Origin of the sequence: Halorubrum sp. 48-1-W (assembly GCF_003287355.1) — an archaeon.
Taxonomy (GTDB): Archaea; Halobacteriota; Halobacteria; order Halobacteriales; family Haloferacaceae; genus Halorubrum.
This window is the reverse complement of record NZ_QMIM01000011.1, coordinates 86,175-108,956: the sequence shown is the minus strand read 5'-3', so window position 1 is coordinate 108,956 and position 22,782 is coordinate 86,175. Positions and strand designations below refer to the sequence as shown.

At 66.3% G+C, this 22,782-nt stretch carries 21 protein-coding genes; 7 read left to right on the top strand and 14 right to left on the bottom strand.

Annotation, left to right across the window (positions count from 1 at the left end):
- Window positions 1–6: 6 nt before the first annotated feature.
- Window positions 7–837 carry a nickel pincer cofactor biosynthesis protein LarB gene (gene larB / locus DQW50_RS06190; protein ID WP_112078416.1) on the bottom strand — a complete coding sequence of 277 codons (831 nt, stop codon included), beginning with the start codon at window positions 835–837 and terminating at the stop codon, window positions 7–9.
- Window positions 838–1,019: 182 nt separating this feature from the next.
- On the opposite strand from larB, the gene DQW50_RS06185 reads away from it, so the two are divergent.
- The gene (locus tag DQW50_RS06185) at window positions 1,020–1,187 is read left to right on the top strand and encodes a DUF1931 family protein (RefSeq protein ID WP_004267503.1); all 168 of its coding nucleotides are present in this window, start codon (window positions 1,020–1,022) and stop codon (window positions 1,185–1,187) included.
- Window positions 1,188–1,258: 71 nt separating this feature from the next.
- On the opposite strand, the gene rpiA is transcribed toward DQW50_RS06185, so the two are convergent.
- The 10 genes from rpiA to DQW50_RS06130 all read right to left on the bottom strand — a co-directional run bounded on the left by rpiA (window position 1,259) and on the right by DQW50_RS06130 (window position 12,801).
- Complete coding sequence (rpiA, locus tag DQW50_RS06180) at window positions 1,259–1,960, bottom strand: ribose-5-phosphate isomerase RpiA (protein WP_112078415.1); 702 nt, start codon at window positions 1,958–1,960, stop codon at window positions 1,259–1,261.
- Between the two features lie 75 nt (window positions 1,961–2,035).
- Complete coding sequence (locus tag DQW50_RS06175) at window positions 2,036–3,163, bottom strand: ORC1-type DNA replication protein (RefSeq protein ID WP_112078414.1); 1,128 nt, start codon at window positions 3,161–3,163, stop codon at window positions 2,036–2,038.
- 145 nt (window positions 3,164–3,308) lie between these two features.
- Window positions 3,309–4,346, bottom strand: coding sequence for a THUMP domain-containing protein (locus DQW50_RS06170; RefSeq protein ID WP_112078413.1), 1,038 nt, complete (start codon window positions 4,344–4,346; stop codon window positions 3,309–3,311).
- A 592-nt stretch (window positions 4,347–4,938) separates the two neighbouring features.
- The gene (locus DQW50_RS06165) at window positions 4,939–5,718 is read right to left on the bottom strand and encodes a fumarylacetoacetate hydrolase family protein (RefSeq protein WP_112078412.1); all 780 of its coding nucleotides are present in this window, start codon (window positions 5,716–5,718) and stop codon (window positions 4,939–4,941) included.
- A gap of 140 nt (window positions 5,719–5,858) precedes the next feature.
- Window positions 5,859–7,709, bottom strand: a complete 1,851-nt coding sequence (locus tag DQW50_RS06160) for an ABC transporter substrate-binding protein (RefSeq protein WP_127341313.1) — start codon at window positions 7,707–7,709, stop codon at window positions 5,859–5,861.
- Between the two features lie 141 nt (window positions 7,710–7,850).
- Window positions 7,851–8,849 (bottom strand): ABC transporter permease, encoded by a 999-nt coding sequence (locus DQW50_RS06150; protein WP_127341312.1) that lies wholly within the window; start codon window positions 8,847–8,849, stop codon window positions 7,851–7,853.
- Between the two features lie 115 nt (window positions 8,850–8,964).
- Window positions 8,965–10,029: an ABC transporter ATP-binding protein gene (locus tag DQW50_RS06145; RefSeq protein ID WP_112078409.1), complete on the bottom strand. Its 1,065-nt coding sequence runs from the start codon at window positions 10,027–10,029 to the stop codon at window positions 8,965–8,967.
- The gene (locus DQW50_RS06140) at window positions 10,026–11,069 is read right to left on the bottom strand and encodes an ABC transporter ATP-binding protein (protein ID WP_112078408.1); all 1,044 of its coding nucleotides are present in this window, start codon (window positions 11,067–11,069) and stop codon (window positions 10,026–10,028) included. The genes DQW50_RS06145 and DQW50_RS06140 overlap by 4 nt, the downstream gene beginning before the upstream one ends.
- Complete coding sequence (locus tag DQW50_RS06135; protein ID WP_112078407.1) at window positions 11,070–11,975, bottom strand: ABC transporter permease; 906 nt, start codon at window positions 11,973–11,975, stop codon at window positions 11,070–11,072. It abuts the gene before it with no gap.
- Window positions 11,976–12,135: 160 nt separating this feature from the next.
- Window positions 12,136–12,801, bottom strand: coding sequence for a hypothetical protein (locus DQW50_RS06130; RefSeq protein WP_112078406.1), 666 nt, complete (start codon window positions 12,799–12,801; stop codon window positions 12,136–12,138).
- A 213-nt stretch (window positions 12,802–13,014) separates the two neighbouring features.
- Between DQW50_RS06130 and DQW50_RS06125 the strand changes: the two genes are divergently transcribed.
- Window positions 13,015–13,461 carry a universal stress protein gene (locus DQW50_RS06125; RefSeq protein ID WP_112078405.1) on the top strand — a complete coding sequence of 149 codons (447 nt, stop codon included), beginning with the start codon at window positions 13,015–13,017 and terminating at the stop codon, window positions 13,459–13,461.
- A 23-nt stretch (window positions 13,462–13,484) separates the two neighbouring features.
- Here DQW50_RS06125 and DQW50_RS06120 read toward each other — a convergent pair whose 3' ends face one another.
- Window positions 13,485–14,924 carry an amidase gene (locus DQW50_RS06120; protein ID WP_112078452.1) on the bottom strand — a complete coding sequence of 480 codons (1,440 nt, stop codon included), beginning with the start codon at window positions 14,922–14,924 and terminating at the stop codon, window positions 13,485–13,487.
- Between the two features lie 111 nt (window positions 14,925–15,035).
- Between DQW50_RS06120 and DQW50_RS06115 the strand changes: the two genes are divergently transcribed.
- From DQW50_RS06115 to DQW50_RS06105, 3 genes are all read left to right on the top strand, one after another.
- Window positions 15,036–15,719, top strand: coding sequence for a 4-carboxy-4-hydroxy-2-oxoadipate aldolase/oxaloacetate decarboxylase (locus DQW50_RS06115; protein ID WP_112078404.1), 684 nt, complete (start codon window positions 15,036–15,038; stop codon window positions 15,717–15,719).
- A gap of 60 nt (window positions 15,720–15,779) precedes the next feature.
- Window positions 15,780–16,598, top strand: coding sequence for an aldo/keto reductase (locus DQW50_RS06110; RefSeq protein ID WP_112078403.1), 819 nt, complete (start codon window positions 15,780–15,782; stop codon window positions 16,596–16,598).
- A gap of 426 nt (window positions 16,599–17,024) precedes the next feature.
- The gene (locus tag DQW50_RS06105) at window positions 17,025–17,819 is read left to right on the top strand and encodes an IclR family transcriptional regulator (RefSeq protein ID WP_112078402.1); all 795 of its coding nucleotides are present in this window, start codon (window positions 17,025–17,027) and stop codon (window positions 17,817–17,819) included.
- A gap of 2 nt (window positions 17,820–17,821) precedes the next feature.
- On the opposite strand, the gene DQW50_RS06100 is transcribed toward DQW50_RS06105, so the two are convergent.
- Complete coding sequence (locus DQW50_RS06100) at window positions 17,822–18,724, bottom strand: CoA ester lyase (RefSeq protein WP_112078401.1); 903 nt, start codon at window positions 18,722–18,724, stop codon at window positions 17,822–17,824.
- A gap of 666 nt (window positions 18,725–19,390) precedes the next feature.
- Here DQW50_RS06100 and DQW50_RS06095 point away from each other — a divergent pair.
- Both DQW50_RS06095 and DQW50_RS06090 read left to right on the top strand, forming a co-directional pair.
- On the top strand, window positions 19,391–19,951 hold the full coding sequence (locus DQW50_RS06095) for a TATA-box-binding protein (RefSeq protein WP_112078400.1): 561 nt from the start codon (window positions 19,391–19,393) through the stop codon (window positions 19,949–19,951).
- Between the two features lie 53 nt (window positions 19,952–20,004).
- Window positions 20,005–20,364 carry a hypothetical protein gene (locus tag DQW50_RS06090; protein ID WP_112078399.1) on the top strand — a complete coding sequence of 120 codons (360 nt, stop codon included), beginning with the start codon at window positions 20,005–20,007 and terminating at the stop codon, window positions 20,362–20,364.
- Between the two features lie 28 nt (window positions 20,365–20,392).
- Here DQW50_RS06090 and DQW50_RS06085 read toward each other — a convergent pair whose 3' ends face one another.
- On the bottom strand, window positions 20,393–22,582 hold the full coding sequence (locus DQW50_RS06085; RefSeq protein WP_112078451.1) for an ATP-dependent DNA helicase: 2,190 nt from the start codon (window positions 22,580–22,582) through the stop codon (window positions 20,393–20,395).
- Between the last annotated feature and the right edge of the window lie 200 nt (window positions 22,583–22,782).

Sequence of the window (22,782 nt, the reverse complement as noted above, 5' to 3'; positions counted from 1 at the left end):
GGCCGGTCACTCGTCGCCGTCGACGCCCTCGCCGTCGACGCCGCCCCGGTCGATCGCGCGGGCGATCAGTCCCGCCTGCGCGCCGGCGACGAACCCGGCGTCGACGTTCACCGTCGTGAGGACGGTACACGACTGGAGCGCTCCGGCGAGCGCGGCAGCGCCCTCGCCGCCCTCGCCGTAGCCCGTCGAGACCGGCACGGCGATCACGGGCGCGGCCACGAGCCCGGCGACCACCGTGGGAAGCGCCCCTTCCCGGCCGGCGGCGACGACGACCACGTCAGCCTCCCGGATCCGCTCGATCTGGTCGAGCAGGCGGTCGATGTTCGCGACGCCCACGTCCTCGATCCGGTCGATCCTCGCGCCGACCTCCCGGGCGACGACTTCCGCCTCGCCCGCCACCGGCGCGTCGGCGGTCCCCGCGGTCACGACCGCGACGGTCGCGGCGAGCGCGGGCCGTTCGTACCCGTCGGTGTGGACGACGACGGTTCGGGTCACCTCGTCGTGGTCGACCGCGGCGTCCGGCGCGACGTCCCCCACCGCCTCCCTGACCGCCGCCGCGTGGTCGGGGCTCGCCCGGGTCACGAGCGCCCGTCCCGTCGTCTCGAGCGCCGTCGTCGCCAGCGCGGCGGTCTCCGCGGGGCGTTTCCCCTCCGCGAGCACCGCCTCGGGGATCCCGCGACGGTCCTCGCGGGCGGCGTCGAACCGACCCACAGCCGTCGTCGCGTACCCCGCGATCCGCGATTCCGCCTCCGCGACGCCGATCTCGCCGGCCGAAAGCGCCTCCAACGTCCGTCGCGTCGGCGAACCGTCCGTTCCGTGCTCGTGTTCCTCGCGCATGGTCGACTCCTCGGGACGCAGGGGTTCGTAGCCGTCGATCCGCGTCGGCGTTCCGTCCGACCTCCGGCTTCAAAAGACATATATACTCTCCTATCGCCCCCTCGCCGTGAACCGCCCGCACGGCGCCCCTCGCGGGCGAATTCAGGAACTCTTATTAACTCCCAACGGATATCACCGATCGCATGGCAGACCTCATTGTCAAAGCGGCAGTCAAGGAAGCCCTGGACGACAAGAACGTCGCTTCGGACTTCTACGACGCGCTGGACGAAGAAGTGGACGAGCTGCTCGAAGACGCCGCACGCCGCGCCGAGGCCAACGACCGAAAGACGGTCCAGCCTCGCGACCTGTAAGGCGTCCGACCCTGCCGTTTTTTTGACGCGATCGACCCGGTGAGTGCCCGCTATCGGTCACTCTCGGCCGATCACGGGGTCCGAACCCGAACCCCGTCGGCCGTCCCGACGTGGATCTCGTCTACGAGCCCGACGAACAGTCCGTGCTCGACGACGCCCGGCGTGCCCGCGAGCCTCGTAGCCAGCGCCTCCGGGTCCGGGATCGACCCGAACGCACAGTCCAGGAGGAGGTTCCCGTTGTCGGTGACGACGGGGCCGTCCTTCCGTTCGGCCCGCCGGAGCGTCGCCTCGCCGCCGGCGGCCCGCACCGCGTCGGCGACGACGCCGCGACCGCTCGGGAGGACCTCCACCGGAACCGGGCGGTCGAGGACCGCGGTCTCCTTCGAGGGGTCGGCGACGACGACGAACCGGTCGGCGGCCGAGTCGACGAGCTTCTCGCGGGCGTGTGCGCCCCCGCCGCCCTTGATCAGGTCGCCGTCGGCGACCTGATCGGCTCCGTCGATGGCGACGTCGATCCCGTCCGCTCCCGGTCCGGTGACCTCGTCGAGGTCGAGGAGGGGGATCCGCTCCTCGATGGCGAGTTCCCGGCTCGCGAAGGAGGTCGCCACGCCCCGGACGTCGAGCCCGGCGTCGACGCGCTCGCCGATCGCACGGATCGCGTGTGCGGCCGTCGAGCCGGTCCCCAGCCCGACCACGTCGCCGCCGTCGACCGTCTCCGCGGCCGACTCGCCGGCGCGTCGTTTCATCGCGTCCGTGCCGCCGCTCGTCTTCATGTCCCCGGGTGCGCGTGGAGGGATTGAAAAGGCGTCGCCGTCGTTCGACTCGATCGCGACGGGACCGTCGTCGACTTACTCCAGGCGGTCGAGCACCGCTTCGGCGTCGTACGCGAGGGAGAGCTCGCGCGAGCGCCCGCGTCCCTCGACGTCGGCGTACTCGGCGTCGATCACGCCGAGCTGGTCGAGCTTGTTGATGATCTCCGAGTAGCGGGTGTACCCGAGGCCCGTCGCCTCGTGGAACGCCTCGTACACCGTCCCGGCCTGCTCGCCGTCGACGTCCGCGAGCACGCGGGCGAGCGCGCGCTCGGACTCCGAGAGCCCGCGGAGCGACCGCGAGAGGTGGACGTGTTTCGACTTGTCGTAGGCGGACTCGACGTCCTCGGTCGCGATCGCCTTCGAGGCGCGCATCTCGGCGTTGAGCCCCGCGCGACGCAGGAGGTCGATCCCGACGCGGAGGTCGCCGCTCTCGGCGGTCAGTTCGGCCACCCGGTCCAACTCCGCGTCGCCGATGACGCCCTCGTGGAACCCTCGATCCGCGCGCTCGCCGAGGATGTCGTAGATCTCGGTCGCGTCGTACACCGGGAAGTACACCTCTTCGGGACGGAACACCGACTGGACCCGACCGTCGAGGTCGTCGATGACGTCGAGCGAGAGGTCCGAAGAGACGACGATCACCCCGATCTTCGCGCCGGAGTGCGCCTCGTGCGCGCGCAAAAGCGAGTAGAGCGTGTCCGACGCCTCGTTTTCATAAAAGAGATAGTTCACGTCGTCGAGCGCCACCACGAGCACCTCGTCCTCGTCGACGAGCCGGTCAGTGATCTGGCCGAACAGCTTCTTGAAAGAGATCCCCGAGGAGGGCGGCTCGTACTCGAATATCCCCTCGAAGAGCCGGGAGAAGACGGCGTAGCGGGTCGAGTCGACCTGGCAGTTCACGCGGACGGTTCGGACCTCGGTACGCGCGCGCAGTTCCGCGAAGAGCTTCTGTACCGCGGTGGTCTTGCCCGTTCCCGGCGGCCCCCGGACGATCGTGTTGAGCGGGCGGGAGCCCCTGACCGCGGGACGGAGCGCGTACTTGAGGCTCTCGAGTTGGCTCTCGCGGTGGTGGAACGTCTCGGGGACGTGGTCGATCTCGAACACCGACTCGTCGCGGAACACCGATTCGTCCCACGCGAGCATGTCGTCGTCGGCGTCCCCGGGCATGGGGAGATCACTCCCCGCCGATCACTTAACGATTGCCCGGCCACGGCGAAACTGAAAGCTGTCCGGAAGACCACCGAAACGCGCGGAAACCCGACGTTCGGTTTCACTCTCACGTCGCTTCCGGACCGGCCTTCACGGTCCCGGCTCACTCCCGGTCGAGGACCAGCACGTGTCTGGTCAGCGACCGATGAACCCGACGCTCGAAGGCTGTGGCGACGTCCCAGCCCGCCTCGCGGGCGCGACCCCGCCAGTCGCGGTCGGCGACGAGGACGGCGCGGGGAGCGACGCGGGCGGCCTCCGCGAGCGCGCCGGCGACGAGGTCCGCGAGCTCGTGGCGGGCGATCTTGGACTGTCTGCCGTAGGGCGCGTCGAAGGCGACGCCGTCGACCGCGTCGTCGACGAGCGGCAGGTCGGTGGCGTCGCCGCGGGCGACGTGCCACCCCGGCGAGCCGTCGCCGTCGCCGTGCCCCACGTACGCCCGGAGGTTCTCCCTCGTCCCGCGGACCATCTTCGCTTGAGCGTCGCAGGCGATCGAGTTGGCCCCGACGAGCCCCGCCTCCAGCGGGAGCCCGCCGGTCCCGCACATCGGGTCGAGCAGGGTCCGGCCGGGGGCCGCCCCGGCGAGGTTGACGTACGCGCGGGCGTCCGCGGGGGCCATGCTCCCCGGCTGGAAGAAGGGCCGATCGGTCGGATCGGGCGCGAACTCGCGGGTCGTCTCCCGGGCGACCCAGCCAAGCGCGCAGACGGAGGCGGTCCCCCCGTCCGCGCCGGCGACCGCGTCGTGGTCGGCGCGTTCACCCGCGGCGAACAGCGCGCGAAGGACGTGGTCGGGGTCGTCGAGGTCGACCGGGAACCCACGGTCGACGAGGACGCTCCCGAGCGCCCGCTCGGCGTCGGCCGTGGAGACGTCGGTCGTGTTCCGGACGTTGCGGGCGCGGACCGCGACGCTCCCCTCCCGATCGATCGGCACGGCCTCGAGGGCGGCGACCGCTGTAGGGACCGTCGCGTCGGTCCGGGCGACCGCCTCGTGAACGGCGCGGGTGTACGCCAGCCGGTCGATCCCCTCGCCGACGCCGCCGGCGCGCGCGATACCGGGCGCGAGGAGTTCGACGCCGGCCGCGCCCGTCGTCGCCTCGTAGGCCGCGAACGCGTCCGTCTCGCCCGCGAGTTCGAGCCAGTACACGCCCGGAACTCCGGGAGGACGCCGCATGAGCGTGACGGATCCGGGCTGTGGATCGACGCCGACATAGTATCGAAAATACTATGATACTCATGAAATACCTGAATTACTATACTTTCTCGGTATGCCAACGATCGTAAACACGATCCGAGCGTTCCGACGCAGTCGACGTCTAACCTGGTTTGGATCCCATCTCAGTGTTTTCTTCGAACCGACATCGATATCTCTCGATCGTTGGACCACGTCGTGACTGAATTCGATTATTCAGCTCTAAATCGCTATATAGAACCTCTAGTCTATCGAGCTACTTTCACCTATACAAAAACTTGTGGAAAATATTGGCGTATACTATCGGTAAACGGTGATATATAAAATATTGATGTTTATGGGATTCACGGGCGTCGTCGTGGGACTCGACGGATCGGACACGCGGTCCCGTTTCCCTTTTGGGCGTCGTGCGAGTTCGGCTCCGCCGATCGTGTGCCTCCGTGTCGTCGTTCTCGGTTCGGTCGGTCCCGTGTTCCCGTCGTCTCGTGTTACGCGTCCGTCGTGGAGGCCCGTCCACGCCGAGCCTTCCGAGCCCGTTCGGCGTCGGTCACTGGTTCGGCATGAACCGGTGGTCGACGTCGCCGGAGAACTCCTCGGGTCCGACGATGTCGTGTTCCAGTCGACCGACCCCCTCGATCTCGATCGCGACCGTGTCGCCGTCACTGAGCGGGCTGATGCCCGAGGGCGTCCCGGTCGCGATGATGTCGCCGCGCTCGAGCGTGATCAGCTTCGTGATCTCGCTTATGAGCTCCGGGACGGAGAAGATCAGGTCGTCGATCGAGGAGTGCTGTTTCTCCTCGCCGTTGACCGTCAGCTTGATCGTCGCGTCGTCGGGGACGTGTTCCGGGTCGGCGACGACCGGCCCGACCGGCGCGGAGTTGTCGAACGCCTTCCCACGGACCCAGTTCTGTTCTTTCCGCTGGTCGTCACGGTTCGAGAGGTCGTTCACGCAGGTGTACCCCGCGATGACCTCCTCGACGCGGTCCTCGGGGACGTTTCGACACTGCTCGCCGATGACGACGCCGAACTCGGCCTCGTGGTCGACTCGTTCTTTCCCTTCGGGTAACGATATCGTGTCACCGTGGCCCGCGAGGGTGTTCGGCCCCTTCAGGAACAACAGCGGCCGCTCGGGGACCTCCGAGTCGGTCTCCTCGGCGTGCGCGGAGTAGTTGAGGCCGACACAGACGATCTTGCTCGGTTCGGTCGGTGGGAGGACGTCGACCTCGGACGGGTCGAACTGCTCCCCGCCGAACCGGATCTCGTCATCGTCGGTCCATTCGCCGGTACGGACGGATCCGGCCGGATCTCGGAATCTAACCTTTCGCATGGCGAGTTACTGTGTGAGACTCTTCTAAAAAAAGGTTCTGGGTGACGCCGCGGATCCGCCGTTCAGATCCATCACGGCGTCGAAACTCGGTACGTTCTGCGAACAATAATAGGGCGTTCCCGGGTCGTGACCGACGCCGGTCAGAAGTTGTCCGGGTTCGGCTCCTCGCCCTCGGGCCACGCCTCGAGGTCCGCGTCCTCGGGGTAGTAGAGGTTGCCGTCGTCGTCCCAGCCCCAGCCAGCGTCCTCGAGGACCTGCCGGGCAGCCTCGACGTCGCGAGTCTCCGGGCCGGCCTCCGTGAGGACGTCCTCGTTGTACCAGGGGTGTTGTTGGGAGTTGAACGTACAGTACGTCACCACGTCGGACTCCCCGAAGGCGTACGTCTCGTTCAGGCCCTGCCGGTCGACCATGTGTGAGAGCGCCTGCCGGAACTCGTGGTGCATCCCGGGCGCGTAGGACATCTGCGGCATCATGCCGAACGGCAGGAACGCCGCCCCGTTGACGATCTGGGCGGTGTCGCCCATCGTCTCGCCGATCTGTCGGCCGGCGTCCGGCGTCAGCGTTACCGCGATGCCGAGTTCCCCGTTCTCGAAGGCCCGGCGGACCGCCGAGACGCTGTCGTAGATCGACATGATGATCGGCGACTCCACTTCGAACGCCGGGTTCCCGTCGTGGGGCACCAGCTCGATGTTCTCCTGGTTGTTGTACGTCGCGATCTCGTAGGGGCCCGCGCCGATCATGGGGTCCTCGAAGTCGGTCGGGTTCTCCTCGATGCCGGCGTCGACGTATGCGTCACGCGGCAACACGCCGAACGTCGGCAACTGTGCGGTCAACAGCGTCGGTGCCGGCTCCGGCGTCTCGAAGCGAGCGGTCGTCTCGTCGACGGCCTCTACGGTCAGGTCCTCCGGGAGGTCCGTCCACTGGTAGGGCCCGTCGTGGTACTGCTCGCTCAGGAACTCGTAGGTCCACTTGACGTCGCTCGCGGTCACCGGCTCCCCGTTGTGGAACGTGGCGTCGCGGAGGTTGAACGTCACCTCCGTCCCGTCGTCGGAGACCTCCCAGTCCTCCGCGAGCACGGGAACCCGTTCGTAGTCGGAGTCGTACAGCATCAGCGGCGAGTGCGTCAGTTGCGTGTACAGCCCCAGCGAGTCGGTGTCGCCGACCGTCGGGTAGAAGCTGTCCGTGAGGAACTCCCCCGGGAGGTTCGCAAGGATCGTGTCGGTGCCGCCCGTCGTCTGAGCACCCGACTCGACCAGTGCGGCCCAGTTAACCGCGGAGAGGCCCGCACCGCCCGCCTCGACCGGTTCCACCATGTCGGTGTTGATCGCGGCCGTCGTCGGTCGCTCGATCGTCGGGATGAACGGGAGGTCCTCCGAGTAGAGGCTCATCGCCTCGCCGACGACCTCTCGACGCTCGTCGGGAACGCCCATCGACACCTGCTCGTTGACGAGATCCGAGTACTCCGTGTTGGCGTAGTTCGACGGGTTGTACTGCCCGTTCGATCCGGCGTTACCGATGCTGTACGCCTGTAACAGCCCGTTGGGATCGAGTCGGCCCGGGTCCGGCCCGTGGCTGTTCACGGCCAGGTGGAAGTCGCGCACGTCGTCGCTGACCGCCGTGATGCCCTCCGCGGTCGTCATCGGCTGTGTCTCCACCTCGATGCCGATGTCCGAGGCGACCGACTGGATGCTCGAGATGGTCTCCTCGAACAGCACCGTCGGCGGCCCCTGGTCCGACCAGTACTGGAAGGTCAACGTGGGGACGCGCTCCCCGAGGCCCTCCGGACTGCTTCCTCCGTCGCCGCCGTCGTCGTCGCCGCCGTCGTCGTCGCCTCCTCCGTCGTCGCCGCCCCCCCCGTCGTCGCCGCCGTCGCCGCCCTCGCCGTTCCCGCCACAGCCGGCGAGGGCCGCGGCAGAGGCCACGGAGATGACTTTCAGTGCTTGCCGACGGTCGATACCCTTCTCCTCCACGCGGTTGCCACTTGGTGGCATGTCTTATGCGTTCGAAGGAACTATTTAAAAAATTTGTGATACTTAGAATTTCTGACGTACGTTACGTCTCGACCCGCCTCATGGCTCGAGATCGAACATATGAACGGGCCGGCGTGGCCGTCGGTGTCGACGAGGACGCCCTCAGTCCTCGTCGCCGGCGACGGACACGCGCGGATCCAGCACGCCGTACAGGAGGTCGACGACGAAGTTCCCGATGATGACCCAGACGGCCGCGATGAGGAACACGAACTGGATCACGGGGAAGTCCCTCGCCAGAACCGAGGAGACGAGCAGCTGGCCGATCCCGGGCCAGTTGAACACGACCTCGATCAGGACGAGCCCGCTGATCGACGCCGCCAGCGAGATCGGATACAGCGTGATGACCGGTAGCGAGGCGTGACGAATGATCTTCCGGAGTAGCTTCGACTCGGGAAGCCCCTTCAGCCGGTGGTAGTGGAGGTACTCCTGGTTGCTCACCTCGACGACGCTGTTACGCATGATCAGCGTCGGATACTGCATGAAGTAGAGGAGCACCGTCATGAACGGTAGCGTGTAGTGTCTCCAGAACTCCGGCAACAGGAACCGTTGCCAGTACGCCTGGTCCTGGACTTGGAGCATCGCCGCCGGCGGGAGCATCCCCGACGTCGGGAAGATCCCCAGCGTCGAGGAGAACAGCGCGATCAGCATGATCCCGAGGAAGAAGTCCGGGATCGAGTGGAAGACGGAGACCGAGATGATCCCCGACTTCTCGAGCGGGCTCCCGCGGCGACGCCCGATGTACGCGCCGAACAGCCCGCCGACGATGTACGTCGCCGTGATGGCCGGTGCGACCAGCACGAACGAGTTCAAGATCCGCGGGGCCACGAGCTCCCAGACCGGCTCGCTGAAGCGGAAGGACTGCCCCGCGTTCCCGGTCAGGAGGTTGGTGATGTACTCGTAGTACTGGACGTACAGGGGTGCGTCAAGTCCCCAGTCGGCCCGGAGCCGTTCGATCTGTTCGGGGTTCATCCCCTGTTGGACCAGTAGCGACGAGTAATCCCCCGGCATCGCCCGGAAGAAGAAGAACAGCGCCGAGGCGACGAGGAAGATCAGCCCCACCGTTATCGCCGTCCGGCGGACGAAGTAGCTCAGACGGCTCACGGGCGCTCACCTCCGGGTTGGGATCTCGCTCTGCCCCCCTCGCCGTCTCCGGCTACGAGGGCGTTCGTCGCTCGTTGCACGTCGGGTCGCGTGTTCGCTCTCGGGTCGTATCGAGTCATGTCGGTGTCTCCGGAGTGTGTTCCCCGGCCGGCTCGTTCACCTGGCCGGCCGTCGTTTCGTGATCGTAGTAGAGGTGACAGGCGACCGTGCGCTCCCCGTCACCGTCCGGATCGACGTCCAGCGGTTCGTGGTCACAGACGTCCATCCGTTCCGGACAGCGGGTCTTGAACCGACACCCCTCCGGCATGTCGATCGGGTCGCCCGGCTCCCCGCCGATCGTCGCTCGCTCGCGCTCGTGGTGCGGGTCGGGGATCGGGATCGACTGGATCAGCGCCTTCGTGTACGGGTGTTTCGGGTCCGAGAGTAGCTTCCGGGTCTCGGCCTTCTCGACGATCCGTCCCAGATACATCACGTTGATCTCGTCACAGACGTACGATACCGTCGAGAGGTCGTGGGAGATGTAGATCATCGAGACGCCGAACTCGGTGGTCAGATCGTTCAACAGGTTGAGGATCGACGCCTGCGTCGAGACGTCGAGCATCGACGACGGCTCGTCGGCGAGGATCACTTCGGGGTCGGTAATGAGCGCTCGCGCGATGGCGACGCGCTGTTTCTCTCCGCCCGAAAGCTGGTTCGGGAACTGTTGGATGTACTGGCTCGCGGGCGTCAGTCCGACCTTCTCCAGCATCTCCTCGATGTCCGACCGCTCGTACTCGATATTGTGTATCTCCAGCGGCTCGGCGATCGTGCGCCGGACGCTGAACTTCGGGTCCAGAGAGTTGAACGGGTCCTGGAACACGATCTGAACCTTCCGACGGAACTCCTTCCAGTCGGACTTGTCGAACTCGCTCGTCGACTGCCCCTGGAATCGGATGTCTCCGCCAGACGGGTCGTACAGCCCCATCACGGTCCGCAGGAGCGTCGTCTTTCCACAGCCGCTCTCGCCGATGACGCCCTGGACCTGGTTCTGTTCGAGCGTCATGTCCAGGTCGTCGACGGCACGGACCAGCTTCGGGCCCTCCCCGAAGATCCGCTCTTTGACCGACTCGACGAAGCTCGACGTCGTCTGGAAGTGTTTGTCCACCGACTGGAGTTCGAGGACGGGATCGTTCGCGCTCATTCTTGTCCCTCCAGGATGCTCTCCTCGTCGGCGTTCGGTTCGAGGTGATCGGCCGCCAGTTCCTCCATCTCGTCGGCCCGGACACACCAGGCCTGATGGTCGTCGTCGCCGGCGACGGGCTGGGCGTCCGGGGCACCCTCGCGACACTCGGGCTGGGCCCACGGACACCGGTCGGCGAACGTACAGAAGTCCACCTCGTCGCGGAGTTGCGGCGGGTGCCCGTCGATGACCGCCAGCTCGCGGTCCGGGAACCGTACGTCCGGGAACGCGTTCTGTAACAGGATCGCGTACGGGTGACGCGGCCTGTCGTACACGTCGACCACGCTCCCTGTCTCGGCGACCTGCCCGCCGTGCATCACGGCCATCGAGTCGCAGTTCTCGAAGACGACCGAGATGTCGTGGGTGATCATCAGCATGCTGATGTCCCACTCGTCTTTCAGGCCGTTGATGTAGTCGATAATCTGGTCCTGCATGATCACGTCCAGCGCCGTCGTCGGCTCGTCGGCGATGATGAGGCTAGGCTGGAGGTACAGCGCGAACGCGATGATCGCCCGCTGTTGCATCCCGCCGGAGAACTGGTGCGGGTAGTCGTGGATCCGCGACTCGGAGAGCCCGACGACCTCGAACAGCTCACGCAGGCGGTCGACCGCCTCCGTCTTCGTGAGGTCGGTGTGGTACTTCGCCATCTCGACCGCCTGGTTGCTCAGCTTCATCACCGGGTCCAGGCTGTTCATCGACGACTGGGGGATGACCGATATCTCCTTCCACCGGACGTTCTCGTTGAACTCCGACTCGGAGTAGTCCTGGATCTCCTCGCCCTTGTACCGGATCGTCCCGGAGGTGACCTCGCCGTTGGAGTCGAGGCCACCGACGATGGCGTCCGCGATCGTACTCTTGCCGCACCCGCTCTCGCCGACCAGCCCGAAGTAGTCGTGCCGGTCTATCGAGAACGACGCGTCGTTGACCGCGTATACGTCGTTTCCTTTCTCCGTCCGATAGCGAATGTCGACGTTCTCGAATTCCAGTATCGGGTCCGTCATTTACACCACCACCTCGTCGTCTCCGCCGCTCCCCTCGTACCCGCGGCCGAGGAGGTACAGCGACAGCACGGTCAACGCGATCATGATGCCCGGCGGGAACGTCCACCACCAGGCTTCGGCGATACGACCCGCTTGGTTGGCGTTCCGGATCATGATCCCCCACGTCGGCGTGAACGGGTCGGTGACGCCGATGAACGAAAGTCCGGCTTGCTCGAGGATCGCCAACCCGACGCCCATCGCGAAGAACAGCGCCGCCATGTTCGCGATGTTCGGGAGGATGTGTTTCCGCATGATCCACGGAGTGCTCGCCCCGGTCGCTCGTGCGGCCATGATGTACGGCCGTTGGTTTATCTGAAGCACCTGGGATCGTATCACCCTGGCTATGAACCGCCAGAGCACGAGTCCCAGGATCGCGACCGTCGTGTAGAACCCCGCCCCGAAGAACGTGATGAGGACGATCGCGAACGGGATGAAGGGGATCCCGTACATGAAGTCGACGAACCGCATGAGGACGCTCTCCGTCCTCCCCCCGACGTATCCGGCGGTCATCCCGACCGTCAACCCGATCACCATCATCAGGCCACCGGCGAGCAGGCCGGTGATGAGCGTCGACCGCGCCCCGAACAACAGCCGCGAGAGCACGTCCTCCCCGCGGTCGTTCGTACCGAGCGGATGTTCGAGGGACGGCTCGGCGTACCGCATCAACTCGCCGTCGTCCGTCGTCTGCTGGGTGTTGTACGAGTACGGCGCGATCACCGGGCCGACGAGACCCATGACGAGGATGATCGCCAGGATCACGAAGGCCGCCTTGGTGATCCGTTCCTCGAGGAGGTTCCCTAGCGCCCGTCTCGCGATGATCGCGAGATCGCTGTTGCGGTACGCGTGGATCTTGTCAGCAATGCTCATCGGTCTGTGCGGACCTCTCGATAGTGTGTATACTCTCCGTTATTGCCATTGTGGGGTGTATGTCGGCTTCTTCCAATACTTAATAAAAGTTCGGGTGGATGAGGGTGTCAATCCGGGACGGCTCGGTGATCCTCTCGGGTCAGTGTCCGGCGGGACGTGTTCACCGTCGATGTCGTTCGAGTTCCGTCTCGATGGTCCCGGGTCCGTGAGCGCCGTAGATCCGTGCCTCTACCGCGCCGTCACGCGTGAACAACACCGCCGGACCCGCCGTCAGGGAGTACTCCCGGTCGAGGAACTCCTTGTACGCCGGGCCGTACACCGCGAACGGCATCACATCCTGTGGCTCCTCGAACACCGTCTCGAGGTCGCGTTTCGCGAGGTCACACTTCTCGGAGTCGTCCAGCCACACGTACACCAGCGCCGGCGAGTAGATCCGTAACAGCTGTGGAAGCTGCGTCGCAGCAACGGGGACGAACGACTCGGGGGCGCCGTCGGACCGAACGTCGTCGTCCCGAAACAGCCGCAGGGACGGAAGCAGCTGTACCGGGTTTCCGTCCGTCTTGGCGTCGTCGGCCCCCAGGCGCTCGGCGAGGACGCACAGCTCGGCGATCGTTCGCGGGTCCTCCTCGCCGAGCGCCGCGAGCGGCTCGACCGCGACGTCGTCGTCGACGGCGGCTTCGATCTCGGCGGCGAACTCCTCGCTCGTGTGTCCCTCGAACCGTGACAGGTACGTTTCGACCGCCTCCTCGAACCCCTCGGAGAGCGTCACCGATCTCTCCTCGGTGGTGAGGACGCCGGACGCGAAAAGCGGGTTGTCGGCTGACATGGTGTCCCTATCCGGTCACCGTATCTATATAAACGCTTCCGCAACGGAACGGTTCGGTCGTCGACGGACGCGCCATCTCCTCTGCTCCGGTCGCCCTCCTCCGTCTCCGAACACCGTTGGCCTCCTCCCTCCGAACACCGTTCAGCACGGACACGTGGACTGCTGTCGGTCCCGGGCCAACCTATATTACAGGTGGAATCGATCATCACGGGTATGACCGTTCTAATAGCTGTCGGCGAGACCGAGGCCATGAACCGTGTCATCCCTCTCGGCTACGAGCTCGCGGAGCGATACGACGACACCGCCACGGCGTTCCACGTCGTCCCGCGATCGGAGTTCGAGGACCACAAGGAAACCATCGAGAGCTCGAAGCGGTTTCACGACATCTCGATCACCCAGGAGAAGGAGAGCGCCGCCCGGTTCGCCCGCCGTGCGGTCCGCGATGCCGTCCCGGAGTCCGACAACGCGCGAGTCGACGCGCGTGGGGCCGTCGGAGAGCCGTCCGAGGAGATCGTCTCGATGGCGAACGAGCTCGATCCGCGGTTCCTCGTGCTCGGCGGTCGACGCCGATCGCCCGTCGGCAAGGCGCTGTTCGGGAGCGTCACCCAGGACGTGCTACTCGACGTGGACTGTCCCGTCGTCACCGTGATGACGGACTGACGGTCCGCCACCGCGACCAGATCTCACGCCGGGTAGTCGTCGTGCCACGAGCGTTCGCGCTCGATCGCGGCGCTGGCGGCCAGCACGTCCGCCTCGGCGTGACGTCGCCCGACGACCTGCATCCCGACGGGGAGCCCGTCCTCGGAGATCCCGGCGGGGACGGCCCCCACGGGGTGGCCCGAGAAGTTGAACGGCTGGGTGAGGAGCCATCCACGGAGCGGCTCGATCTCGGTTCCCTCGATCTCCGTGGGGTACTCCCCGTGGGGGAACGGCTCGACGCCGAGCGTCGGCGTCACGAGGAGGTCGTACTCCCCGAGGAGGTCGACGACCGCGTCGTACACTCGCGTCCGGGTCCGGTCGGCCGTCTTGTACTCCCGGGTCGTGACCGGGTCGCTCTCGAGGATCGTCTCCACCGTGATCGGTCGAAGCTCGGACCGGTCTTCCCCCCGTGGGTCCAACCCCCGTTCCTCGAGGCCGTCGAACAACGCCTCCCACTTCACCTTCGCGAACGTGTAGAACGCGTCGAGGACGTCCGAGTTCTCGAGGTCGAGGTCGGGGTCGGCTCGCTCGACGGTCGCCCCGCTGTCCTCGAACGCTCCGACCGCCTCGTCGACGACGGCCCGAACCGACGACGCGACCGGATAGATGCCGAGGTCCGGGCTGTACGCGACCGTGAGGTCGTCGATCGGTTCCCGGGTCGCAGCGAGGTAGTCCGTCCCCTCGTCGGGCAGGCTGAACGGGTCACGCGGGTCCGGCCCGGCCATCACGTCGAGCATGAGCGCGGCGTCCTCGACCGTTCGGGTCATCGGACCCGTGTGCGAGAACGGCGTGTGGTCGCCGAACGCGTTCGGTCGACCGACGCGGGGGACCCGGCCGAAGGACGGCTTGAGACCGAACACGTTGCAACAGGACGCCGGCGTTCGGATCGACCCGCCGGTGTCGGTCCCCTGTGCCAGCGGAACCAGCCGATCCGCGAGCGCCGCGGCGGCTCCCCCGGAGGAGCCGCCGGCGATCCGCGTCGGGTCGAACGGGGTCCCCGTCGGGCCGACGACCCGGTTGTCCGTCGTACACCCGAGCCCGAACTCCGGCGTGTTCGTCTTCCCGATCACGATCGCCCCCGCGTCGACCAGCCGGCGGACGAACGGGTCCGACTCCTCGGCGATCCGGTCCTCGAACAGCAGCGAGCCGGAGGTCGTCCGCACGCCCGCCACGTCGTCGAGGTCCTTGATCGCCACGGGGACTCCGTGGATCAGCCCCAGGTCCTCGCCGGCCTCAACGGCCCGTTCCGCCTCCCTCGCGCGCTCGAGCGCCCGTTCTCGGGCCACCGTCACGAACGCGTTCGTCCGGTCGTTCCGCTCGTCGATCCTGTCGAGCAGGCGTTCGACGACTTCGACCGGGGATCGATCCCCCCTGCGGATGTCCTCGGCGAGCGCCGTCGCCGATCGTGTGTGAACTCGGCTCACGATCCGACCGAACACGCGGACCGGAAAAAGTGTTTGCTCCCGGCCCGGACACGAACGTCGCGGGGCTCCGATCGCCGATACGTTCTTGACCCGCGGGTGACACTCGCTCGTATGGTCGTCGTGAAGGACTTCGAACGGCCGGACCGGGACACGATCGACGCGCTCGACCGGTTCGATGCCGCGAGCGTCCACGAGGCGGTGGGGGAACGGACGGCGATGGACCCGGAGATCGGCCCGATAAACGAGGACGTCACGGTCTGTGGCCCCGCCTGTACGGTCCGGGTTCCGCCCGGCGACAACGCGATGGTCCACCTCGCGTCCGACCTGGCGAAGCCGGGCGACGTCCTCGTCGTCGCCGCCGAGTCGCGTCGGGCGGCCGTCTGGGGGGAGTTACTCACGCGCAACGCGAAGCGACAGGAGCTCGGAGGGATCGTCACCGACGGCAACGTCCGGGACACGGCACACCTGTCGGAAAGCGAGTTTCCGGTGTTCTCGTCTGCCGTCTCGCAGGCGGGCGCGGTGAAGGAGACCCCCGGGTCGGTGAACGTGCCGGTCTCGGTCGGCGGCGTCGCCGTCCGCCCGGGCGACGTCGTCGTCGGCGACCGGGACGGGGTCACCGTGGTCCCGCGTGAGGCGGTCGACGCGACGGCTACGGCTGTCGCCGGGATCGCCGACCACGAGGCCACCCTGCGGGAGCGGATCGACGACGGGGAGACCCTGGCCGACCTGCTCGGGATCCACGAACTGATCGACGACGCCGACGTCCGGGTCGTCGACTCGCCCGACGACGTCTGAGCTGAACCCGGGGCGAGGACAACACTTACTACCCTCGTTCCGCATGTGTGAATCGCTCGCATGAAAACGGACATCCCTGCGCCGGGGCTCGGTACGTATCGGGTCACGGACCACGACGACTGCGTCCGGAGCGTCCGGACCGCACTGGAGGAGGGGTATCGCCACGTCGACACCGCGGAGGCGTACGGGAACGAAGTCGCCGTCGGTGAGGGACTCGCCGCCGCCGACGTCGACCGCGAGGACGTCTTCCTCGCCACCAAAGTGTTACACCCGAAGTTCACCGACGACTACTCGGCGGCGAGCGTCAAGGAGAACGCGCGTGCGTGTCTCGACCGGCTCGGGGTCGATCGAGTCGACCTCCTCTACGCCGTCCACTGGCCCGCCGACGGCTACGGCCCGCAGACGACGTTCGACGCGGTCGCCGAGCTCCACGACGAGGGACTCTTCGACCGGCTCGGTGTCTGTAACATGACCCCCGACGGGATCGACGAAGCACGCGATCGGTCACCCATCCCGATCGACGCGCTTCAAGTCGAGATGCACCCGCTCCTCCCCCAGCGACGACTCCGGTCGTACTGTGACTCCCACGACATCGACCTCGTCGCGTACGCGCCGCTCGGGAACGGACGCGTCCTCGACGTGCCGGAACTCGCCGAGATCGGGGACGCCCATGACGTCAGCCCGGCACGCGTCAGCCTCGCGTGGGCCATGAGGAAGGGCGTCGTCCCGATCCCGAAGGCGACGAGCCGCGACCACATCGTCGACAACGTTCGGGCTCGGGACCTCGATCTGACCGACGAGGAGATCGACCGGATCGACGCGCTCGATCGGCGCGACCGGCAGTACGACCCGCCGTACGCGCCGACGTGGTCGAACTGACGGTCGGGAGACTCTCCTACGCTGTCCGTTCTCGCCACCCTCACCCCGCCTTCGCCACCTTCGCCACCCTCGACGTTCCATCCCTTTTCGCCACCGTTCGTCGTCCCGTACCCGAGGTGTCGAATCCTCCTCGATGACCCGTTCAATATCGCTGAACGCCGACGTTCTGCTTCGATCCGCTGAACTCGCGAACGGACGTGAGACCCGAAAACGACCGATTTGACGGCTATATATCCCGTATTCTCGTGTGGGTTGTCTTCACAACCCACGATCCCGTTCAACTATAATGAATATCTGTGTAGTATAGCGGTTCTCGGACCAGGATCGCACCGTCCCCATCCCCGATCGGACGCCGATCGCGTCGACATACACATCATATATTTAGCATATCCGAACAGATTAGTATACATAGATCGATCGTTACGTATGACCGAACCATCGCGGAACCGGGTGGGGACCACCGAGAAGTCGTTCACCATCTTGGAGTTCCTCCAGCGGGAGGACGGTGCCGGCGTCACCGAGGTGGCCACCGCGCTCGGGATGAGCAAGAGCACCGTCCACAGTCACCTGACGACGCTCGTCGACTGCGGATACGTGACCCATCACGACAGACAGTACCACGTCTCGACGAAGCTCCTCCGGCTCGGCGGCAGACTCCGCGACCAGTCGCCGCTGTATCAGGCGGCGCGGATCGAGATGAAGTCGCTGGCGACCGAGACCGACGGCGTCGTCCGTCTCTACCTCAAAGAGGGGGACGACGCGACGATGATCGCCGAGGAAGGGTACTACCCGGGGGTTCGGGAGCGACACCTCGGGGAGCGGACGCCGCTCTCCGAGTCGATCGCCGGACCCGTGATGCTCGTCGAGTACGAGCGAGCCGGCGAGGACGACGAGGGGGGCGACGATCGCACCGCCGCCGGGGACATACCCGAGATCGCCGACGACGTCCGGGACCGGTTCGACCGCATCCGCCGCCGGGGATACGCGGTCGAACCGGGACCGGAGGGGTCGGACCGGACGTTCGCGGGCGCGCTCTCTCGCCGGGACGGGACGGTTATCGGGGCGTTGACGGTGACCGTTCCGGGCGAGGTCGGCAGCCCGCTCTCGGCGGGTGATCAGCTGCTCGAGACGGTCGAGCGCATCGAACTCTCGCTCACGTCCTGGTACGACTCCCGCTCGACGTTCTCCCCCAAGCACTCCTGGCACGGCCACTTCAAGTGACCTCAGAGGTCGTCCAGTTCGTCGGCCTCCGTCGCCTTCTCGACGATCTCTTTCGCCATCGCGAACGTTTCCTCGTCGATGACCTGTCCGTCGACCTCGACCGTCCCGTGTTCGCCGTGATCGGACGCCGTGTACGCCTCGTAGATCCGGCGCGCCCGACGGGCGTCCTGTGGACTCGGGGTGAATATCTCGTTCGCGATGTGGATCTGGTTCGGGTGGACGACCGTCTTCCCGTCGAACCCGAGGGCACGGCTCCGCTGACACGCCGTGCGGAACCCCTGTGTGTCGCCGGTGTCGGGATACATTCCGTCTATCACCTGTATCCCGACCTCCCGCGCGGCGTTCACGACCCGTGAACGGGCGTACTCCCAGTGTTGACCGGCCTCGGTGCCGTCCCTCGTCTCCCCGACGCCGATACTGGCCGCGTAGTCGCCCGGCCCGAAGAGCAGGGCGGTCAACCGATCGACCGACCGAGCGATCCCCGTCGCGTTGTTGATCGCCTCCGCGCTCTCCAGCTGTGGGATCAGTCCGATCTCGCCGACTGGTATCCCGGCGTTCCGCTCCACCTGTCGCAACAGCAAGTCGACGGCGTGGAGCTGTTCCACCTCCGTGACCTTCGGGACGATGAGGCTGTCGACCTCCCCTCCAGCGGCGGTGACGGTCTCGATCAGGTCCTCGTACCACCACTTGGTGGTCACCGCGTTGATCCGCACGGCGACCGACTTCTCGAGGTCCGGACCGGACGTCAAGAACTCCACGAGGTCGCTCCGGGTCCTCGCTTTCTCCTCGGAAAGGATCGCGTCCTCTAGGTCGAGGAACAACGCGTCCGCGTCCGTCGTACGACCCTTTCGAATCAGTTCCTCGTCCGAGGCGGGCGTGATGAGGAGCGTGCGTTTGAGGTTCATGGATTCCGTATCACGCACTGAGGTAAAAAACCCTCACCCGACGATCACCTTCGACAGATCGTGAGGTCCAGTCGGGCTCGCTGCCCGCCGTTGGCGTTACAATCCTATTGTTGTAATGTATGTGTGTACACTCCCGTTCGACGCTTCCGGCGGCGTGGCGTCAAATTACTAATCTAAATTAGTATTTCTCTAACCATCTATTTGAATTATACTTTATACCGCTCACTTTCCAACGAACATTGTCTTCTCTCTCATAGCCTGCTATCTATTCTCTACTATATCGCTTAAAGAGTTCGTATCCTAGCTATTTCCCGTGTAAATCGTTTTTTTTTTGTTCTATCGCTCGAATACGTTCTCACGACTATCCGTGACGAAGAGCATATGAAAACAGTATCTCCCGATTCGTGGCGCTGTTTGGACTTTACGACCGGAGAGCGACTCGAACCGGATCGATCCCTTACGTCAGTTTTCGAGGGATCGGCCGCCCTCTCTGCGCATACTTATCAGAAAAAATTGTATTATTTTTATTGAATAGGTTTGTGGTCGGGCTGTTCGTCCCCTTCCCCGGACGTACGAGGAAATCACCCACGATGAAGCCCTGGGTCACTGATCCGTCGATCCGGCTACCGACCGCTTTAAGATCCCGACCGTCGTACGTCCGGGTGAATGGCCGACCCGAAGGACACGATCACAATAGAGAACGTCGTCGCCTCTACCGGGATCGGACAGGAGCTCGACCTCCAGAGCGTCGCGATGGACCTCGAGGGCGCGGACTACGACCCCGAGCAGTTCCCCGGACTCGTCTACCGCACGACCGATCCGAAGTCGGCGGCGCTCATCTTCCGCTCCGGGAAGATCGTCTGTACCGGCGCGAACTCGACGGAGGCGGTCCACGAGAGCCTCGATATCGTCTTCGAGAAGCTTCGAGCCCTCCAGATCCCGATAGAGGACGACCCCGAGATAACGGTCCAGAACATCGTCACCTCCGCCGACCTCGGCGAGAGCCTCAACCTCAACGCGATCGCCATCGGGCTCGGGTTGGAGCACATCGAGTACGAGCCCGAGCAGTTCCCCGGACTGGTCTATCGGATCGACGAGCCCGACGTCGTCGCCCTGCTCTTCGGCAGCGGCAAGCTCGTCGTCACCGGCGGCACCGATCCGGCGGACGCGGCCGCGGCCGTGGACGTGATCGTCGAGGAACTCTCGGGGCTCGGTCTCCTCGGGTGACCCCGACCGCCGGATCCCGTCGGTCCTTTTAGTCTCGGCCGCCTACGCCGGGTATGCCCGCTCAGACGGTGACGCCGCTGTCGGTGTTGGTGACGACCCTGCTCTTCGCGCTGTTCCTCTCCGTCACCGCCCACCTCGCCGCCCGCAACGTCCTCGGCGACGTCGACCCGCGCCGCGCGCTCTACGTCGGGCCGCTCCCAGCCGCCGTCAGCGTCGTCGGCGGCGGGTTCGCCGTTCCGGCAGGCGTGACGGTGACCGTCGCGTTCGCGCTCGACGCCCTCATGTTCCGGTGGAGCTACGACCAGCCGCCGCGGGTCGTCGCGTTGCTGACCGTCATCCACGCTGCCGTCACGATCCTCGTCGGCGTCGTTCTGGGCGGCGTCGCGCTACTGCTCTCGACGCGCCCGACGTGAGTTCGGGTTCGGTCCGAGAAGGGGCCAATCACGGCTGCGGCGGGTCACCGCCGTAGGCGTCGTGGTCGCCGTAGAAGTTGAGCATCGCGAACTTCAGCTTCCCGGGGTCGACGTCGAGTAACTCTTCACGCTCCTCGGGCGGGAACGTCCCCCGCACGGAGTACTTCCCCATGTCGGCGGTCGTGTACCGCCGGTCGGCGAGGATCCGGACGCCGAAGTCGTCGGGTCCGCGGATGACCCGACCGATCGCCTGCCGCGTCTTTCGAACCGTCGGTATCTCGACGGCGTAGGCCCAGCCGGGATCGCGTGCGCGGTCACGGTCGGCGAACGCCCGATCGTAGGCGTCCTGGACCGCCTCCATCCGGTCGGAGAGGTGCGGGTACGGAACGCCAACCACGACGACCGTCCGGGCGTCGTCGCCGTCGAAGCTCACCCCTTCCGCGAGCGTCCCCCACAGGGAGGTGAAGAGCGCGGCGTCGTCGCTCGCGACGAACCGCCGACGGAGGTCCTCCTCGTCCTCGCCGGGGCCGTCGAGGTACAGCGATCCGAGGTCGGCCCCGGAGAGCCCGCCGCCGCCGCCGAGCCGTTCGTAGTACCGTTCGGCCTCGCCGTACGACGGGAAGAAGACGAGCGTGTTGCCCGGCGTGAACCGGATCGCGTCGCGGAGGAGCCCGGCCACCGCCTCCTGGGTCTCCGGGTCGTTCCGTTCGGAGGCGAAAAGCGGCGGCGTGTCGACGGCGTACGTCCGCCGGTTCCCCGCCGGATACCCCATCCCGTACGCGAGGGTGGCGACGTCCGCCAGGCCGAGCACGTCCTCGGTCACGTCGAAGGGGCGGAGGGTCGCGCTCATCAACACCGAGGCTGCGACCTCCTCGAACAGCGCCGAGGTGACCGCACGCGGGATACACGTGTACAGTTCGGCGCGGCCGTACACCTCGTCGGTGCCGCCGTCCCTGCGCACGGAGACGACCGGGTACTGGCCGAGCGTGGTCCCCTCCTCCATCCACGTCGAGACGAACCGGGCGGCCTGGAGCGTGCGACACTCCGCCCGACTCGTCGCCTCGCCCTCGCGGTAGGCCCGCTCGTACTCCTCGTCTATCGCCTTCCCGAGCTGGACGGCGAGCTCGAGCTCGGCGTCGATCCCCCGGCCCTCGTACCGCTCGAGGAAGGCCAGCGTGAGGTCGTCCCGGCGGTCGTCGTTGGCGATCGAGACGTCCTCCCAGCCCTCGCCGACGGACTCGCGCGCGCCGAACCCGAGCGCGCCGTCGTACGCGTCGACGAGGGCGTCGCGGAACGCCGAGAGCACGTTCGCTGCGGGCTCGGCACGGGAGTCGTCGCTGTCGGCGAGCTCCTCGAGGGCGCCGTCGAGGGTGTTCTCCGTGAGCGACCGGGAGGCGTGCTCGCGGGCGGCGTCCTCGACGTTGTGCGCCTCGTCGAACACGGTGATCACCTCCGAAGGGTCGCGGTCGATCCAGCGGAAGAACTGCTCGCGGATGTTCGGATCGAGCAGGTGGTGGTAGTTACACACGACGAGGTCGACGCCGTTCATCCCCTCCTTCAACAGCTCGTATCCGCACAGGTCGCGCTTTTCGGCGTACTCGTAGACGTCCTCCGGGGTCCGAACGTCCTCGAAGAGCCACTCGAAGAAGCCGTCCGTATCTCGGGTCAGGTTGTTGTGATAGTGTTCACAGACGTTGGTCGCCTCGAACTCGTCGAGCTCCCCTTCGAGGTCGTCGAGCTCGTCCATGACGGCCTCGCGGGCCTCGGCGGCCCCGGCGTCGCCCTCGCGGCTCTCCGCGAGCAGCTCGCGCTGGCGCCGTTCGAGTTCGCGTTTCTCGGACTCCGTCTCCACCATCGAGCGGGTGGTGTCCCGGAGCGTCTGACACTCCTGGTAGTCAACGCCGATGTGACACATCGACGACTTCCCCTTGAACACGACCGCGCGGATCGGCTCGGTCCGGGTGATCGACCGGGCGTCCTCGACGAACTGGCGCATCTGCTGGTGGACGTTCGTCGTGATGACGACCGTTCGATCGTTCTCACGTGCGTGCTCGAGCGCGGGCACGAGCGCGGAGAGGGTCTTCCCCGTCCCCGGTGCGCCCTCGAACAGCACGTCCTGGCCCCGAGAGAGCGCGTTGGCGACCCGATCCATCGCCTCGCGCTGGTTCGGGTACGGCTCCTCGTACGGGAAGAACCGCAGGTGCGGCGACTCTGACACGGTCGCCGTTTCGGCGCCATCGGGCAAAAGGGGTCGGGTACCTCGGCGGAAGTGGTCGGGGGGGAACGCCGATGGGCGGTCGAACGAGAACTCGATGGAGTTGCCTCCGAACGAACGGTCGCGGCGAGTTTCCCCCATCACATTAGTTTCACAACGTATATATACGTTCCGCGAGCGTGCGTCCTCCCCGCCACATTGCG